Source organism: Gordonia sp. CPCC 206044 (assembly GCF_048537895.1).
GTDB lineage: Bacteria > Actinomycetota > Actinomycetes > Mycobacteriales > Mycobacteriaceae > Gordonia.
This window is the reverse complement of the sequence record NZ_JBCLVL010000001.1, coordinates 85,498-101,544: the sequence shown is the minus strand read 5'-3', so window position 1 is coordinate 101,544 and position 16,047 is coordinate 85,498. Positions and strand designations below refer to the sequence as shown.

The window sequence follows — 16,047 nt, the reverse complement described above, 5'->3', positions numbered from 1 at the left end:
CTCAATGAGCGCCGGGACGAACGCCCGTGTACAGCCCTTCGGGTCGAAACCGCAGCCGTCGTTCGCCGTACTCCTCGAGCGCATGCGCGGTCCAGCCCACCATCCGGGCCAGGGCGAACACGGTCTCGGCAGCGTCCGGTCGCATACGGAATCGAAGGGCCATGGCGGCGAGCGCCAGATCCGAGTTGACGAACGAGCCGTCGGGCAGATGCCGCGCTATCCGATCCACGGCAGGTAGCACCCGACGGTCCCCACCCGGAGTGCGTGACAGCATCTCCAGCAGCGTCTGCGCGCGCGGATCGGCCCTCCGATACACCACATGCCCCGTCCCCGGGATGGGGTTGCCGAGGTAGAGCTGGGTGTCGACGGCACCGTCCGGATCGTCGAGCGCGGAATGCAGGAAGCGGTAGGCGAGGGTTGTCGCGCCACCGTGCACGGGGCCGTCGAAAGCGCCGAGCCCCGCCCCGAGGACGGCGTAGATACTGCCGCGAGCGCTGGCCGCCACCCGTGCCGCCACGGTACCGGCGGCCAGGTCGTGATCGGCCAACAGAATGAGTGCAGCGTTGAGCAGCAACGTCTTTCGAGTGCTGGGCGGTTCGTCGGTGATGCACGGCCACAGTCGGTGCGCCAACGTTCCCGACCGTTCTGCGCCCAACACGTCGACGCAGGCCGAGATCACCTCGGCAGCCTTATCGACAACCGCCGCCGCCTCGATCTGGTGCCGCAGCCGATCCCGCGCACCGAGCGCATCGACGGTGAGCCGGATCGTGTCCAGCCCACGGGCTCCCACCCCGCCCGCCGAGCGGACCGACCTGATCATCGACCGATCCGCAGGCGTCGTCGGCCAGCCGATCTCACTGTCCCACAACAGTTCGGCGATCGTCTCGAAGCTCTCTGAGCGGGCCAACTCGGACACGTCACGTCCGCGATAGAAGAGCCGGTCGTCGTCGAGCAACGTCACCTGTGTGCGGATGCGTTCGACGACACCGGCGGGGGCCCGGCGGGGCCCGCCCGACAACAGCGCCTGGACCTCGGCCACCGCGAACACGCTTCCGTCGATGCCATCGATGCGAATACTCGTCATGCGGCCCCGACTCACGTAGGCGTACACGGTGGCGACCTTGACGCCGAGCAGCCGGGCAACCTGAGCGGTCGTCAGGTAGTCACGTCCGTCGTGACGGATCGGGGTGGGAAATCGGCGCGTGTGAGTGCGGTCCACATATTGATGAAATCAACATTGACCAAATTCCTCAACACCGCGCATCGTTGTCGACGAAGGTACGGAAAAACACTGTCGCTCTGTTCATCACCGGATCGAAGGGATGTCACGATGGAGGGCTTGATCGCATCGGAAGGACTGTCGAACGTGATCGTCGCCGACACCGAGATCGGGGACGTGCGCGGCGACGAGGGGTTCTACCACTACCGTCAGTACTCGGCGGTCGACCTGGCCCGCCACAACACCTTTGAGCAGGTTTGGCACCTGTTCATCGACGGGAGCCTTCCCGACGCCTCGGAGTTGTCTGAATTCCACTCCACCACAGCCGGTTTGAATCGCCTTCCGGACGAGCTCGGCGGCGTGCTCCGCACCGTTTCGCTCCTCGGCGACGACCGCGACGCCCTCGCCGGGCTACGCACGGTGTTGTCGGCGGCCGGACCGGCGAGTGGCGCGATCCCGCTCTGGGACAGCGATGAGGCGACCATCCGTCACGACACGTTGCGGGTTGCCGCGTTGACGCCGACGATTCTCGCTGCGCTGCACCGCATCCGGTCGGGTGACGAACCCGTCGCGCCCGACCCCGAGTTGTCGGTGGCAGCGAACTGGCTCTACCAGCTGACCGGTCATCGTCCGGATCCCCGCCATGCGCGGGCCGTCGAACAGTATCTGATCGCCACCGTCGACCACGGGTTCAACGCATCGACATTCACCGCGCGGGTGATCGCCTCCACCGGCGCCGACGTCTATGCCGCGGTGTGCGGAGCGCTCGGCGCGTTCTCGGGACCCCTGCACGGCGGCGCCCCGGACCGAGCCCTGGATTCCCTGGACGAGATCGCACGTCACGGCGATGCGGTCGCCTGGGCACGCGAACAGTTGGCCGCACACCGGCGCATCATGGGTTTCGGCCACGCCGTCTACCGCACGCGTGATCCACGTTCGGAGCTTCTCCGGGAGATCGCCGTCGACCTCGGCGGACCGGTCGTCGAACAGGCCGTCGAGGTGGAACAACAGGTGACCGACGTGCTACGCGAAGCGCACCCCGACCAACCGCGCTACGCCAATGTCGAGTTCTACGCCGGCGTGGTCATGGATGCCTGCGGAATCCCGCGGTCGATGTTCACGCCGACGTTCGCGGTCAGTCGCGTGGTCGGATGGTGTGCCAACATCGCCGAGCAGGCACACTCGCGCAAGATCATCCGACCCCGTGCCCGATATGTCGGCCCGGCGCCCACCCGTTGATCGGAACTCCTGAGCGCGACGTCTCGACCGGGTAGCGTCACCGGGCGGTGGCGATCACGCCTGCCGGTCGGCCCGGACCACGACGGGCAGCCGCGACGCCACGTCCGCAGCCGCGCACGCCGTCGTTGGTCCGCCAGGGGGTTGTTCATGGTCGGGTGGCGCAGGCTCGTGGTCGGGGCCGTGACGGTCGCGCTCGCCGTCACGGCGACCGCGGTGGCGAGTTCGCCCGCACAAGCTTCGGTGTGCAGCGCGACGGGCTTTCACGGCGGCGATGTGGGCAGCACCGGGAGCGCAGGCTCGAGCCGGTTGGGGATGGGCAGCATTGACTTCGGCAGCTACCGCGCGGGCGGCAAGAAGCCGCAGGGACCGTTGCCCAAGTTGCGTGGCGCCAGCACCGCGGTGGCCTGGGTGACCGGGCCACGCAGCATCAACCACACCGACGATCGATTCTCGATCACGTCCACCGACGTCGGACTGCCCTGGGACAACGGTTCCGGACAGGTGCTGATGGCCTTCGGCGACACCTGGGGCCGGTGCGCCGGCCAGATGGTGTGGCGCCACAACACGATGCTGCGCAGCAACGGGAATCGCGACCTCGCCAAGGGGATCACGTTCCCGAACGCGGTGCCCGGCTCCATTCGCTCGGGTGCGTCGGTGACCCCACAGCACCCGACCTTCGCGCAGTCGATGTTCAACGCGGTCGGGGTCCGCAACATCGAGGTCGGCCGAATCCCCACCGGCGGTATCGCGATCAACGGCGTGCAATACCTGAGCTACATGTCGATCCACAGGTGGGGTGCACCCGGGCAGTGGGACACGAACTACTCGGCGATCGCCGTGTCCCGTGACAACGGTCAGACCTGGACCACCGACAACAACACCATCCGCGCCAACCTCGATGTCTCGGTGCCCGGTGTCAGCCAGCTCGAGCAGGGGCACGGACGATTCCAGATGGGCGCGTTCCTCCGGGCGGGCGGTTGGGTCTACCAGTACGGCACGCCCAACGGCAGGCACGGCGCTGCGTTCGTCGCCCGGGTCCGCCCCGGCGACCTCCTCGACCTGAATCGGTATCAGTACTACCGCGGAGGTGGCGCGTGGTCGCCGCGCCCGGTCGACGCGGTGCCGATCGTGCGTCGACCGGTGAGCGAGATGTCGGTGGCCTACAACGCTCACCTGCGCCGCTACGTGATGCTCACCGAGCACTCGGGCAGCATCATGCTGCGCACCTCGCCGACGCCGGTCGGTCCCTGGAGTCCGGAGAAGATGATCGTGTCCGCCGCCCAGACGCAGGGGCTCTACGCGCCGTACATCCATCCGTGGTCGAACGGCAGCGACCTGTACTTCGTGGCGTCGCGGTGGGACGACTACAACGTCATGCTGATCCGGACCGACCTCACCAAGCTGCGCTGAGGACGTGGCCGGGGCCGATCCGGCGGCGTAACGTCGGGATCAGCGGGCTGACACGGACATCCTGCGTACTGGGCCCGCGGCACCCAGCGAGGGAGTAAACATGGGCCAACCAGTCCCCCCACCGCCCCCACCTCCGGAGCCCACGCCGGCGCCCGAACCGATCCCGGAACCGCCGCCCGAGCCGCCGATACCGGTCCCCGAACCCGAACCCATCCCCGATCCGGGGCCCAATCCCGGACCACCAGAACCTGATCCGCCGCCCCGGCCGGTTATCATCTGAGTCCACCGATCCGACGACGAGACCTCCGGGGGGGCCGATGGCACGGCGTGTCGTACTCATCCGCGCGATCAACGTGGGCGGCGCGAAGTTGCCGATGGCCGATCTGCGCTCGCTGGCCACCGAACTCGGGGCAACGGAAGTGTCCACCTACATCGCGTCGGGCAATCTGCTGTGCGAACCACCAGGTGCCGCCGAGGATTTCGACCGCGCCCTGGAGGCGGCCATCACCGCACGCTTCGGATACGAACGTGAGGTGATCAGTCGCTCGCGCGACGACCTGGCCACCGCCCTCGAGGCGCATCCGTTCACCGTCGCCGAACCAAAGTTCTCCTACGTCTACTGCCTGACCGGCCGACCCGCCGCGGATCGGGTCACGGCGTTCGTGGAGCGCGATTTCGGGGGCGGTGAACAACTGCAGGTCATCGGTCGCGACCTGCACATCCGTTACCCGGATGGCGCGGGCCGCTCGAAACTCTCGGCGACCGCGATCGCCCGCGGCCTGGGGGTGCAGGGCACCGGGCGCAATCTCACCACGATCAGCAAGCTGATCGACCTGGCCGGCGACTGAACCCCTTGCAGCCCAAGACCGTTCATCACGGTGGTGGCGCATCGGCGGACACACCGCCGCGGCGCAGCATGCGCACCCGCAGCGCGTCGTAGATGGGTGGGGATCGCAACAGCGAGGCGATCACCACCGCCATCGCTCCCGAGATCAACATCGGAATCGTGACCGACGTGACGGCGGTCATCTCGATGACGAGCACGAGACCGGTGAACGGGGCACGCACGATCGACGCGAACAACGTGGACATCCCGACGATCGCCATCGCCACGGTGAGATCTCCCGGCAGCCCCGGAACGACCACGTCGACGATCCGACCGCCGAGCAGACCCATCAGCGCCCCGAGTCCGAGGATCGGCGCGAAGATACCGCCGGGAGTGCCGGCCGCATAGGACAGCGGTCCTGCCAGGAATCGCACGGCCACGTAGACGACGGCGGCCGGAAATGCGATGTGCCCGCCGGCGAGGATGAGTTGGGCGAGCGTGTCTCCACCGCCGGCGAGGTGGTCGTTGCCCAACAGCAGCATGCCGACCACCGCGCCGATGATCGCCGCCTTGACGACCATCGGGATCCGGATCTTGTCGACGATGTCGAGACTGGCCAGGATCAACCGGTTGTAGACGGTTCCGAGAATGCCGATGACCAGACTGAAGACGACGAAGATCGGGACCGTGGACAGGGGTGGGGATGTGACGACGCCGATGCGGAGGAAGTCCGGGCGGTCACCGATCACGAGTCGACTCACCCCCACGCCGATGGCCACCGCCACCATCGTCAGGACCGCCTCGCGCAGTCGGAATTTCTTCGTCACCTCTTCGAAGATGAAGAACACCGCACTGATCGGTGCGTTGAAGGCCACGGCGAGCCCTGTTCCGGACAGGATCGTCTGCAGCAGGCGGACCTCGTCTCGCGCGAGCCGCGCCCAGCGCCCGGCGGCCGCACCGATCGCCGCGGCCATGTGAACCGTGGGTCCTTCACGACCGAGGACCATGCCTGCCACCCCGACCGACAACAGGCCGCCGACGAACCGTGCCGGGACGACAGACAGCGGCGGCGGGTCGGCCTCGCCTCGGTCGACTGCTTCGACGTGTTGGATTCCGCTGCCTGCCGACAACGGCTGCCACCGCGCGATCGCCGCGGCCAGCGCAGCAGCGGCGGCGGCCATCCCGACCGGGATGAACCATCCCCATGGCGCGTGCAGGTGCGACCAGTCGACCACGTCGGTCCGCCAGGCATCGATGTGCTCCAGCAACCACCGGAAGCCACCGCCGACGAAACCTGCGGCAGCACCGGCCACCCCGGGCGAGCAGGAGCATGATCCACAAGGTGCGCCCGGTGAGCAGATCGTCATCGACGCCGGCATCCCCATGGAGCGGGGCCTTGTTCTCGCCGTCGGACATCACCGCCCGACACTAGCGGGGGTCAAACCCCTTGCAGTGTCGAGGCCACCTTGTCCATATCGGCGATCTGGGTGTCGGTGGGAGCCTCCCAGAGCTTCTTGGGGAGTTCCTCGAGCACCGAGATCGCCGACTCCGCTGCGTCGAGTCGCACCGTCTTCTCCTCGTCGTCGCCGAGTTCAGAGGCAGCGATGAGTTTGTCGTCGAGGTCGAACACCGCACCGTCGAGACGATCGCGGGCCGCGAGGGCCTCCGGATAGTGCGGTATCGCCGGGTTGGCGTGCACGTCGGCGATGGCATAGCGAATTCGACGATGCAGCAACGCTTCCCGCGATGTCGCCGTGGTCCACTCGCCCGGCGCACGACCGGGTTGTCCGGGGACGAGATCGGTGGACCGCGCGAACTTCTTCACGCGCCGATCCGAATCCCAGGCGAACCAGGCGGCGCCGCCGAGGACGGCCAGTGCGACCACGATCGTGACGACGATGACGAGGACGGCGATCATGCTGTCCACCTCACCCCGGCGTGCGACGGAAGTGCCATGCCTCGACTTTAGCCGCCCGCGCTCGCCGACCCGGTCAGCGGTGGTGTGTCACAGAAACGATGCACCGGCAGCCACGGGCCGAGCGACCCGAAGTCGGGAGCCCCGCTGTGCACCGTCAGGTACCGGTTCTGCACCGCCGCCGTCGACCCGAGGAGTCCGCCTCGCAGACCCCAGAATTCGACGAGGTGGCCGACCTCGAGCCGCACCCGGGTGTTCATCGTCCACACATCGCCACCCGGGAACTGCACGGGCTGGACCGGTGTGACGCGACGCCAGCCCGACCAGGCGACGCCGGGCATCGGACTGGACTTGCCGTTGATCAGCCGCATCACTTTGGTCCGCACGTTGGCGCCCACGCGGTTCGGTGAGAACACGGTGAATGCCGCATCACGTGCGGTCAGCCCGTTGGGTGCGATTTTGCAGTCGGCCTGCTTGGCGAGCATCACCTGTCCGGTCACGCCGCGCTTGGTGTCGATCTGGGCATGTGACACGGTCCCGGAACCGAGGGCGAGTACCGCCGCGAGCAGGACACCCGTCACGATCGAGAGGGTTCGTCGTAGAGCGCGCTTTCCAAGAGTGTTCATGATCCGCCTCCTTCAGGCGATCGACACCCCTCCTTCGACGCTAACACTCCTGTGAAGACCTGCCCGCAACGATTCAGTCCGTCGGCGTCTGGAACTCGGGCTGGTCGATGATCCGCACCCACGACCCGTCGTCCTGTCGCTGCACGACCTGCGCGCGAGCACCCGCACCGTCTCCGGGCGGAGTCGACGTGAGCGCCAGATCCGCACCGAAACAGATTGTCGGCAGCGGAGTTTCCGGCGTGAAGGTCGGGCGGTGGGCCAATACGCCCGCCCACATGTCCCGGATCGCGTCACGACCGCGCGTGACCCGGCCCGGCGGATAGGCCATGACCGCGTCCGGGTGGTACAGCGACGCCACGCCGTCGGCATCGCCGGCGTTCGAGAACTCCACGAACAGTCGGGTGATGTCTTCGGGCGAGGTCGCGACGGGACGGATCGGGTGCTCGGACATGTGCGCTCCTCGGTGTATCGGATGTCAACCTTCGACATCCAGGGTCCATTCGGACGCGCCAGAACTCCAACTGATTGTTTTGATGCGGACTATCATCAAGAGTTATGGATCTTCGGCAACTCGAGTACTTCGTCGCCGTGGCTGCCGAGGGCGGATTCACCGCGGCGGCCGCTCGGGTGCACACCACCCAACCGAACATCAGCGCGCAGATCCGCGCGCTCGAGAACGAGTTGGGTGCCCCGCTGTTCGACCGCTCGGCACGCCGCGTCACGTTGACCGGCGCGGGACGTGCCGCACTGCCTGCCGCACGAGATGCCCTCGCCGCGGCCGACTCGGTGCGACAAGCCGTCGCCGACGTCAATCAGGTTCTGCGCGGGACACTCTCGGTCGGCATGGTCGACGGATGCACGGTCCGGCCGCTGTTCACCACGCTCGGCCTGTTCCGCGAACACCATCCCGGCGTCGAGCTCTCGCTCACCGAAGCGGCCTCCGATCGGCTCGTCGAACGCGTGGTGCGCGGTGAACTCGATGTCGCGTTGGCCGGCTACGCCGACGATCTGCCAGATGGCCTCGGCCGTTGGCCGGTGGTGCGGGAGCGGGTCGTCGCGGTCTTGCCGACCGGCCACCCGTTGTCGGCGAGACGGGTTGTGTCGGTGAAAGATCTCCGCGGTCAACCGCTGGTGGGGCTGCCCCCGGGAGCGGGCATCCGATCCGTGTTCGACCGTGCCGTCGGCGACCTGCGCATCGGCATGGAGGCGTCGTCCCCGGAGGCCGTCATCGAACTCGTCGCCGGAGGCCTGGGGATCGGAGTACTCAGCGAATCGATCGTGGCTGATCGTCCACACGTGGTCGGTCGACCGATCCGAGGCATCGAGGAGCCGACGTCGCTGGGGTTCGTGTGGCGTCTTCCGGAGGCACCGGCGGTCGCCGCGTTTCTCACCCGGGCCCGCGAGTCGTTCGGCACCGACGACAGATCCGTCGCCGTGTGAGTCAGCCCCGTGGCGGCTGCAGCCCGGTCCGACGTTGCTCGATGATCAGGCACCGGTCTTCGACGTAGAGCAGGCCGGCCTGTTCGGCGATCTCACGCGCCTCGGGCGATGCGATCCCGAGTTGCAGCCAGAGTGCGCTCGCGCCCGCGGCAACGGCTTGCCGGGCGACCTCGGGCGCGTCGGCGGACGGCCGGAACACGTCCACCAATCCGATCTGCTCCGGGACATCCGCGAGGGACCGGTACACCTTCTCACCGACGATCTCGTCGGCATGCGGGTTGATCGGGATGATCCGCCAGCCCTGTTCGCGCATGTAGGCGGGCACCTCGTTGGCCGCCTTCTCCGGATTGGCGCTGGCTCCCACCACGGTGATGGTGTCGTACGTGCTGAGGATCTGTTCGACGACCTCGTCGGTTGTGGTCATGCTCTCGAGCTTAACCACCCCGCCCGGCGCCCTTCCCCGACCGACGTGCACCCTCGACAGGGTGACCGCCTGGGAGTTGCTCGCCGTCTTCGCCGCCGGGATCGGGGCCGGGGCCATCAATGCCGTGGTCGGCAGCGGCACGTTGATCACCTTCCCCACGCTCGTCGCCTTCGGTGTGCCGCCGGTGAGCGCGACGATCTCCAATGCGATCGGGCTGGTGGCCGGAGGGGTATCCGGGACATGGGGCTATCGCCGGGAGCTGGCCGGTCAATGGCCACAGCTGCGCTGGCAGATTCCGGCGTCCTTTCTCGGCGCCATCGTCGGATGCTGGCTGCTCCTGCATCTACCCGAGACCGTGTTCGAGGCGGTGGTGCCGGTCCTGCTCGTCGCGGCCCTCGTCCTGGTGGTGGCGCAACCCGCGATTGCGCGCTGGGTCGGACACCGCGTCGGCGTTCCCGGTCATCACCGCACCACGTTGAGCGGACCGCGGATCGCCGCGATGGTCACCGCAACGTTTGCCGTCGGCGTGTACGGCGGGTACTTCACGGCCGCTCAGGGCATTCTGCTGATGGGTGCGCTCGGCGTCATCGTCCCCGACGACCTGCAGCGGATGAACGCGGCGAAGAACTTGCTCGCCCTCGTCGTCAACGTGGTCGCCGCGGTGACCTACGCACTCGTCGCATTCGATCGAATCCATTGGGACGCTGCGCTGTTGATCGCCGCAGGTTCGTTGATCGGCGGCTTCGCGGGCGCCCGGTACGGTCGCCGTCTGTCACCCACGGCACTGCGGGCGGTGATCGTGGTGGTCGGGCTGATCGGGTTGTGGCGGCTGCTCACGACCTGAGCAGACCCGCTTACGGACTCGCGCGTGGGATTCCAGCCGAGCAACGCCCACCAGTACTGTTCGGGTATCTCGTCACCTGCCCGCAGCACCTTGCCGAGTCCGATCGCCATGAATATGCCCAGCACCCCGAGCCAGAGTCCCGACACCGAGATCAGAATCCAGGCGACCACCACCGCCGCACGCCACGGTGCGAGCACCAGTAACAGCGGCGCGAAGAAGAACCCGGCGCCGATGAACCAGGCCGAACCCGCACGGTCACAACGCATCACGATCGTCAGCCACCGAGGGCTCGACGTCGTCGGAGGCTTCGTCGGCGCCGGGAATTCGCGTATCCGGGGGATCTCCATGTCCGTCTCCTTGCTCGCGTGGTATCCCCAGTGTGCGAGGCGGATCTGCACGAAATCCACTACCCGACAGGTAAACAACTCGACGTAGGGCCCGGCCGACGAGAATCCGCCCCGCCGTTGGTCGGGCAGGCTCAGAGCGCCAGCGAGGCACCGTATCGAGGTTGGCACCCACGCATGAGATCTCGATACCCGGCCTCGCTACGCTCGGACGCTACTCGACCAGCAAACATAGACCCACCTCCCCGCTGGCCGAGCAGGCTCAAAGCGCCAGCCGAGGCACCCTATCGAAGTTGGCACCCACGCACGAGATCTCGATACCCGGCCTCGCTACGCTCGGACGCTACTCGACCAGCACACACAGGCCCACCTCCCCGCCGGTCGAGCAGGCGCCAAGGCACCAGCCGAGGCACCCTATCGAAGTTGGCACCCACGCACGAGATCTCGATACCCGGCCTCGCTACGCTCGGACGCTACTCGACCAGCCGACATAGGCCCACCTCCCCGCTGGTCGAGTAGGCGCCGAGGCGCCAGCCGAGGCACCGTATCGAGACTCCGTGACCGTCAGGCCCCGCCAGACCCCGTGCTCACCGGTACGGTTGGCGAGCGGTCTCCGGGTCCCCGTAGGTGATCGCGCGTTCGCGCCGCGAGTCCGTCAGCAACGTGGTACCCCAGTTGACCACGGTTCCCAGACGATTGCGGATGCCGGCGAGGAAGGCGATGTGGATCGCTCCCCAGGCCAGCCAGCCGACATAACCCGACAGACGCAGTCGGCCGGACTCCACCACCGCGTGACGACGTGCGATGTACGCGGCGTTACCGAGATCGCGGTAGCGGAACGGAGGTCGTTCGGTGCGGCCCTCACTCAAACCCGCGATGACCGCCCCGACGTGTCGCCCACCCTGCATGGCCACTTCGGCGACTCCGGGTAGGTCGTCACGCGAGCTGACGTCCCCGACGATCCAGATCTCCGGATGACCGGCCACCGACAGATCGGCCTCCACCGGGATGCGACCGCCACGGCCCTGCTCCGCACCGAGCGCGCGGGCCACCGCGCCGGCGAACGGCACCGCCTCGACGCCGGTGGTCCACAGCACCGTCTTCACCGGATACCGGACCTTCTCATGTGTTTGCTTGTCCGTCGTCTCCACCTCGTCGGCCGTCACATCGGTGACGTGCACGCCGAGATGGGTCTCCACGCCGAGCCGGTCCAAGGTCTTCTGTGCACTCGACGAGAGCCCCGGGCTGAACGAGGGCAGTACCCGATCCCCGCCGTGCAACAACAGAACTCGGGCTTCGGCCGGGTCGATGGTCCGGAATTCGTCCTCGAGCGCGATCGTCGCGACCTCACGGATCTGCCCGGCGAGTTCCACACCGGTGGGGCCTCCACCGGCCACCGCGAAGGTCAGCCACGGACGACGTTGCGCCGCGTCGGGCAGCGACTCCGCCATCTCGAACGCAGCAATGATGTTGCGCCGGATGGCGAGTGCGTCGTCGAGCGTCTTCATACCCACCGAGAAATCGGCGAGTCGCTCTGCTCCCCGGTAGCTCGTGCGCATACCCACCGCGACGACGAGGTGGTCGTAGGTGATCGACATGGTCGTACCGTCGACACGGTCGACAGTGAGAGTCCGTGCCGCCGCATCGATGTCGGATGCCTCGCCGAGTACCACGTCGGCATTGCGTTGCCTGCGCAACAGGTGCCGGATCGGACTGGAGATCGCCCCCTCCGACAACAGCCCGGTCGCGCACTGGTAGAGCAGCGGCTGGAACAGATGGCTGGTGCCCCGGTCGATCACCGTCACCCGCACGGCCGCCCGTTTCAGCCGCCGCGCGGCATGGAGACCGCCGAAACCGCCGCCGACGATCACGACATGGGGACGCCGGTCCGTCGATGAATCCGCACGCAGGCTCACCGCTCCGATTGTTCCAGAAGTGCCTGCGGATCCGCCGGTGTTGGTCATGGCGGGTGTCGTCGCCTCGACCCCGGCCACGACGGTCAGGCCTTGCGCGTCACCGCCTGGGCAGCCCCCGCCGTCGCCGCGGTCACGGTCAGCACCGACGGCCATGCGCCGATCTTCTTCGCCAGCGGGTGCGACAACCCGAACGCGCCCAGGTAGCCCGCGAGCAGCCCGGCCGCGGCCGCCGGGGTCTGCCGCGCCCATTGCCGAGTGCACCACGCGCCCGCTCCGGCCAGTACGAGTCCTCCGAGTTCACGCCGCCCGCTGAAACGCGCCGCCGCATAACCGCCGACGAGGCCGGCCGAAGACACCAGAACTGTCGAATCAATGCTCATGGAGTCGAGACTATGCCCCCGATCTGAGGTCACAATGAGAGCCATGACCGAGGCAGAGGACACCTCCGCGCCCGAGTATCCGGACTCGTCGACACATGCTCAGGTGATGTATCTCAAAGAGCGTGTGTACGCGGCCTTCACCGGCTTGGCGATCGTGCTCGTCGTGTACAACAGCGCCGACGGTCATGATGCCGCCTACGCCTTCGAGGTACTCCTCGTCGGTGTCGTCGCCATCACTCTGGCCGGACTCGCGTCCGACGGCATCGCGCACCTCGCCGTCCACCGAGAGTTTCCGCACGGTGCAGACCTCGTCGGCATTCTCCGGGCCGCCGCGGGTGCCCTCGGGACGATGCTGGCGCCGCTGATCTCGATCGTGCTGGCGTGGCTCGACGTGCTGACCCTGCGCACCGCTCTCCTGGTGGCCGGCTACATCTACATCGGCACGCTCGTCCTCATCGCCTGGCTCGCGGTGCGCAAGGCGCGGGTCACGTGGTGGCAGAAGCTCGCCGCGCTCGTGACCTTGGCCTTGCTCGCCTTCGTCGTGCTGGCGATTCAGGTGCTCGCGCACAGCCACTGACGATCGGTCTCAGACGACGGCCGATTTCTTCTCCGACGGCCGGTGCGACGTCTCCGATGCCGTGGCGAAGTGCAGGAACTCGTCGGCGACGTCACCGTGCCGTAGCACCTTCCGGTCCCGGTAGTAGCTCATGGACATCAGCCAGGGAGCCTCCGGCCCTTGTTTCGGCAGCGTCGAGATCGCGCGCTGCACATATCCCGCGCCGAAGTCGAGCAGCGGTCGCGTCGGCATGTCCGGATCGGCCTCGGCCCACACCGTGTCGTGACCGTGTGCGTCCATGTACCCCATCAGCCTGCACCAGTACTCGCAGAGCAGGCCGACCTTGAGCGTCCACGACGCATTCGTGTACCCGATGGCCATCGCGAAGTTCGGCACACCCGACAGCATCATGCCGCGATAGACCACGGTGTCCGGCAACGAGATCGGCTCACCGTCGACACTCATGTCGACACCACCGAACACCTGGATGTTCAGCCCGGTCGCCGTCACGATGATGTCGGCGTCGAGTTCGGCGCCGCTCTCGAGCCTGATGCCGTTCTCGGTGAACGTGTCGATGCGGTCGGTGACCACCGATGTCGTGCCCTTGCGGAGAGTCCGGTACAGGTCGGCGTCGGGGACCACGCACAACCTCTGATCCCAGGGGTTGTACGGCGGATGGAAGTGTTCGTCGACCGGGTACCCGTCGGGCAACTGAGACTTGTTGACACCGCGGATCACTCGTCGGGCCAACGACGGGAACCGTTGGCAGAACTCGAATGTGATGCGCTGCTGGGCGATGTTCTTCTGCCGTGTCCACGCATAGCCCCGCTCGTCACCGAGGAACCGCTTGAGCGCGTTGGCGATCGCGTCCTCTCGGGGCAGCGGGATGATGTAGGTGGGCGTGCGCTGCAGCATCGTGACGTGTGCGGCCTTCTCCGCCAGCGCAGGCAACAACGTCACCGCGGTGGCCCCGCTGCCGATCACGACGACCCGCTTGCCCTCGTAGTCGAGGTCGGCAGGCCAGTGCTGAGGATGCACGATCTGACCCCGAAACCGTTCGCGGCCTTCGAATTGCGGCGTGTACCCCTCGTCGTAGCGGTAGTAGCCGGAACCACAGAAGATCCAGTGCGCCTTGATCGTGACGCGCTCACCGGTGTCGGCACGATCGATCTCGACGCTCCATCGTGCGTCGTCGGATGACCAGGCCGCCGACACCACCCGGTGTTGATAGCGGATGTGTTCGGCGAGCCCGTTCTCGTCGATGGTCTCGTGCAGATAGGCGAGAATCCGATCGGCGTCGGCGATCGCCTCCTTGTCGCGCCACGGCTTGAACTCGTAGCCGAAGGTGTAGAGATCCGAGTCGGACCGGATACCGGGATAACGAAACAGATCCCAGGTCCCGCCCGCGGCGGCGCGGGCCTCGACGATGGCGAATGTCTTGTCGGGGTGTTCGACGCTCAGGTACCGGGCCGCGCCGATACCCGAGATCCCTGCACCGATGACGAGAACGTCGACGGTCTCCGTGGCGGTCGAAGAGGTCACCGGCTACTCCTGTCGGTTGTGGATTGTGGTCTGAAGAAGTCCTGCTTCCAGCATGCTGAGCGAACCGCCGCGATGCCAGGGTCAGAGTGCAACACATGACCGCTTTCAGAGGTGCATACTGTTCGGATGTCGGAGTGGTTCACCCCGTCGCTGCGGACGCGCGAATTGTTGCGGCGCGGCGCCGAACAAGCACTACATCCGCCCGACGACTGGCTCGAGGAAATGCATTCGGCGTCGTTGAGCGGCGTCCGCATGGCCGCTATCGCCGACGACCCGGTGCTGGCCGAGGGCACGCGTCGTACCAACCTCGCCAACATGCGGCACTGGGCGGCGTCCAACGTCCGCCACCCTGGTCGCCGGGTACGGGTTGAGCTGGGCGGCGAGGTCCTCGACATCGCGCGTGACCTGGTCCGACGCGGCCTCGACGAGTCGTCTCTCGATGCTTTTCGCACGGCACAGAACGTGGCCTGGCGGCGATGGATGGATGTCTGCTTCGGCCTGACCGACGATGCCGACGAGTTGCACGAACTCCTCGAGGTGTCGTCACGTTCGATCGCGACGTTCATCGACGACACCGTCGCGGCGATGTCGTCGGCGATGGCCGGCGAACGAGCGGACCTGACGCGGGGCACGCATGCCGAACGTCGGGACGCGGTCGCCCTGCTCCTCGAGGGTGCGCCCATCCCCACCGAACGGGCCGAGACGCAACTCGGCTACCGACTCGCAGGCCCGCAGCTGGCCGCTGTCATCTGGAGCAGCGGCGCAGGCTCGGCCACCCGCGAACTCGAAGCGGTGGCCGACGCCGTCGGACGATCCGCCGATGCCCGGCAGCGACTCACCGTGGTGGCGGGCGCCGCGACGTTGTGGGTCTGGCTGCCCACCTCGGTGGTGCCGACGATCGAGCACAGCCCCGACCATCCGCAGGTCCGCGTCGCCTTCGGTCGCCCCGGCCTTGGTCTCGACGGGTTCCGGCGCAGCCACTTCCAGGCGCTGTCCACGCAGCGACTGATGGCACAGTTGACCTCTCCGCAGCAGATCGCCCGGTACGAGCACATCCGGCTGGTGTCGTTGTTGAGCGCCGATCCCACCGCGACCGAGGAGTTCCTCACCGACACCCTCGGCATGCTGCGCACCGCGGATCACGACACGATCGTCACGTTGCGGACGTGGATCAGCTTGCAGTGCAACACCTCCCGCACCGCCGAGGCCCTGTACACACATCGCAACACGGTGATCCGACGACTCGCCCGCGCCGACGAACTGCTGCCACAACCGGTCGCCGACAACCTCGTCGACGTGGCCGCCGCGCTCGAGATCCTTCGCTGGCGGCCGGTGGAGCGATGACCGGTGAGCAGATCCCGGCCAT

At 67.3% G+C, this 16,047-nt stretch carries 16 protein-coding genes and 1 pseudogene; 7 read left to right on the top strand and 10 right to left on the bottom strand.

All coding sequences use genetic code 11. The features are described from left to right. Position 1: 1 nt before the first annotated feature. Complete coding sequence (locus tag AAFP35_RS00525) at positions 2-1,219, bottom strand: citrate synthase (protein ID WP_419219557.1); 1,218 nt, start codon at positions 1,217-1,219, stop codon at positions 2-4. A 111-nt stretch (positions 1,220-1,330) separates the two neighbouring features. On the opposite strand from AAFP35_RS00525, the gene AAFP35_RS00520 reads away from it, so the two are divergent. From AAFP35_RS00520 to AAFP35_RS00510, 3 genes are all read left to right on the top strand, one after another. Next, complete coding sequence (locus AAFP35_RS00520) at positions 1,331-2,458, top strand: citrate synthase (RefSeq protein WP_419219556.1); 1,128 nt, start codon at positions 1,331-1,333, stop codon at positions 2,456-2,458. 147 nt (positions 2,459-2,605) lie between these two features. Next, positions 2,606-3,868, top strand: coding sequence for a DUF4185 domain-containing protein (locus AAFP35_RS00515; RefSeq protein ID WP_419219555.1), 1,263 nt, complete (start codon positions 2,606-2,608; stop codon positions 3,866-3,868). Between the two features lie 317 nt (positions 3,869-4,185). Continuing rightward, the gene (locus tag AAFP35_RS00510) at positions 4,186-4,716 is read left to right on the top strand and encodes a DUF1697 domain-containing protein (RefSeq protein WP_419219554.1); all 531 of its coding nucleotides are present in this window, start codon (positions 4,186-4,188) and stop codon (positions 4,714-4,716) included. Positions 4,717-4,741: 25 nt separating this feature from the next. On the opposite strand, the gene AAFP35_RS00505 is transcribed toward AAFP35_RS00510, so the two are convergent. The 4 genes from AAFP35_RS00505 to AAFP35_RS00490 form a co-directional block, all read right to left on the bottom strand. Next, the gene (locus AAFP35_RS00505) at positions 4,742-6,007 is read right to left on the bottom strand and encodes a ClC family H(+)/Cl(-) exchange transporter (RefSeq protein WP_419219553.1); all 1,266 of its coding nucleotides are present in this window, start codon (positions 6,005-6,007) and stop codon (positions 4,742-4,744) included. Between the two features lie 125 nt (positions 6,008-6,132). Further along, positions 6,133-6,612, bottom strand: a complete 480-nt coding sequence (locus AAFP35_RS00500) for a hypothetical protein (protein WP_419219552.1) — start codon at positions 6,610-6,612, stop codon at positions 6,133-6,135. 47 nt (positions 6,613-6,659) lie between these two features. Next, a complete protein-coding gene (locus AAFP35_RS00495; protein ID WP_419219551.1) occupies positions 6,660-7,235 on the bottom strand; it encodes a hypothetical protein in 576 nt (191 codons plus the stop codon). Between the two features lie 73 nt (positions 7,236-7,308). Further along, positions 7,309-7,686 (bottom strand): YybH family protein, encoded by a 378-nt coding sequence (locus AAFP35_RS00490; protein ID WP_419219550.1) that lies wholly within the window; start codon positions 7,684-7,686, stop codon positions 7,309-7,311. A 104-nt stretch (positions 7,687-7,790) separates the two neighbouring features. Between AAFP35_RS00490 and AAFP35_RS00485 the strand changes: the two genes are divergently transcribed. After that, entirely contained in the window at positions 7,791-8,675 is an 885-nt protein-coding gene (locus AAFP35_RS00485; protein WP_419219549.1) for a LysR family transcriptional regulator, read from the top strand. A 1-nt stretch (position 8,676) separates the two neighbouring features. Here AAFP35_RS00485 and AAFP35_RS00480 read toward each other — a convergent pair whose 3' ends face one another. Next, a complete protein-coding gene (locus AAFP35_RS00480; RefSeq protein ID WP_419219548.1) occupies positions 8,677-9,099 on the bottom strand; it encodes a CoA-binding protein in 423 nt (140 codons plus the stop codon). Between the two features lie 61 nt (positions 9,100-9,160). Between AAFP35_RS00480 and AAFP35_RS00475 the strand changes: the two genes are divergently transcribed. Then, the gene (locus tag AAFP35_RS00475) at positions 9,161-9,943 is read left to right on the top strand and encodes a sulfite exporter TauE/SafE family protein (protein WP_419219547.1); all 783 of its coding nucleotides are present in this window, start codon (positions 9,161-9,163) and stop codon (positions 9,941-9,943) included. Positions 9,944-9,975: 32 nt separating this feature from the next. On the opposite strand, the pseudogene AAFP35_RS00470 reads toward AAFP35_RS00475, so the two are convergent. From AAFP35_RS00470 to AAFP35_RS00460, 3 genes and pseudogenes are all read right to left on the bottom strand, one after another. Further along, positions 9,976-10,290: pseudogene (locus AAFP35_RS00470) on the bottom strand (hypothetical protein); the annotation flags it as partial. Between the two features lie 584 nt (positions 10,291-10,874). Further along, complete coding sequence (locus tag AAFP35_RS00465; RefSeq protein WP_419219546.1) at positions 10,875-12,356, bottom strand: NAD(P)/FAD-dependent oxidoreductase; 1,482 nt, start codon at positions 12,354-12,356, stop codon at positions 10,875-10,877. After that, on the bottom strand, positions 12,287-12,583 hold the full coding sequence (locus AAFP35_RS00460; protein ID WP_419219545.1) for a hypothetical protein: 297 nt from the start codon (positions 12,581-12,583) through the stop codon (positions 12,287-12,289). The genes AAFP35_RS00465 and AAFP35_RS00460 overlap by 70 nt, the downstream gene beginning before the upstream one ends. Positions 12,584-12,626: 43 nt before the next feature. Here AAFP35_RS00460 and AAFP35_RS00455 point away from each other — a divergent pair, with 43 nt between their 5' ends. Next, positions 12,627-13,160 (top strand): hypothetical protein, encoded by a 534-nt coding sequence (locus AAFP35_RS00455; protein WP_419219544.1) that lies wholly within the window; start codon positions 12,627-12,629, stop codon positions 13,158-13,160. A 9-nt stretch (positions 13,161-13,169) separates the two neighbouring features. Here the strand turns inward: AAFP35_RS00455 and AAFP35_RS00450 are convergent, their stop codons facing one another. Next, the gene (locus tag AAFP35_RS00450; RefSeq protein WP_419219543.1) at positions 13,170-14,681 is read right to left on the bottom strand and encodes a flavin-containing monooxygenase; all 1,512 of its coding nucleotides are present in this window, start codon (positions 14,679-14,681) and stop codon (positions 13,170-13,172) included. A 126-nt stretch (positions 14,682-14,807) separates the two neighbouring features. On the opposite strand from AAFP35_RS00450, the gene AAFP35_RS00445 reads away from it, so the two are divergent. Continuing rightward, positions 14,808-16,025: a PucR family transcriptional regulator gene (locus AAFP35_RS00445; RefSeq protein ID WP_419219542.1), complete on the top strand. Its 1,218-nt coding sequence runs from the start codon at positions 14,808-14,810 to the stop codon at positions 16,023-16,025. Positions 16,026-16,047: the final 22 nt, after the last annotated feature.

What these genes read in the sequence shown, in the direction of transcription:
- AAFP35_RS00520 (WP_419219556.1), top strand. Translation starts at nt 1,331, where the DNA reads ATGGAGGGCTTGATCGCATCGGAAGGACTGTCGAACGTGATCGTCGCC.
- AAFP35_RS00515 (WP_419219555.1), top strand. Translation starts at nt 2,606, where the DNA reads ATGGTCGGGTGGCGCAGGCTCGTGGTCGGGGCCGTGACGGTCGCGCTC.
- AAFP35_RS00510 (WP_419219554.1), top strand. Translation starts at nt 4,186, where the DNA reads ATGGCACGGCGTGTCGTACTCATCCGCGCGATCAACGTGGGCGGCGCG.
- AAFP35_RS00500 (WP_419219552.1), bottom strand. Translation starts at nt 6,612, where the DNA reads ATGATCGCCGTCCTCGTCATCGTCGTCACGATCGTGGTCGCACTGGCC.
- AAFP35_RS00495 (WP_419219551.1), bottom strand. Translation starts at nt 7,235, where the DNA reads ATGAACACTCTTGGAAAGCGCGCTCTACGACGAACCCTCTCGATCGTG.
- AAFP35_RS00490 (WP_419219550.1), bottom strand. Translation starts at nt 7,686, where the DNA reads ATGTCCGAGCACCCGATCCGTCCCGTCGCGACCTCGCCCGAAGACATC.
- AAFP35_RS00485 (WP_419219549.1), top strand. Translation starts at nt 7,791, where the DNA reads ATGGATCTTCGGCAACTCGAGTACTTCGTCGCCGTGGCTGCCGAGGGC.
- AAFP35_RS00480 (WP_419219548.1), bottom strand. Translation starts at nt 9,099, where the DNA reads ATGACCACAACCGACGAGGTCGTCGAACAGATCCTCAGCACGTACGAC.
- AAFP35_RS00465 (WP_419219546.1), bottom strand. Translation starts at nt 12,356, where the DNA reads ATGGCCGTCGGTGCTGACCGTGACCGCGGCGACGGCGGGGGCTGCCCA.
- AAFP35_RS00460 (WP_419219545.1), bottom strand. Translation starts at nt 12,583, where the DNA reads ATGAGCATTGATTCGACAGTTCTGGTGTCTTCGGCCGGCCTCGTCGGC.
- AAFP35_RS00455 (WP_419219544.1), top strand. Translation starts at nt 12,627, where the DNA reads ATGACCGAGGCAGAGGACACCTCCGCGCCCGAGTATCCGGACTCGTCG.
- AAFP35_RS00445 (WP_419219542.1), top strand. Translation starts at nt 14,808, where the DNA reads ATGTCGGAGTGGTTCACCCCGTCGCTGCGGACGCGCGAATTGTTGCGG.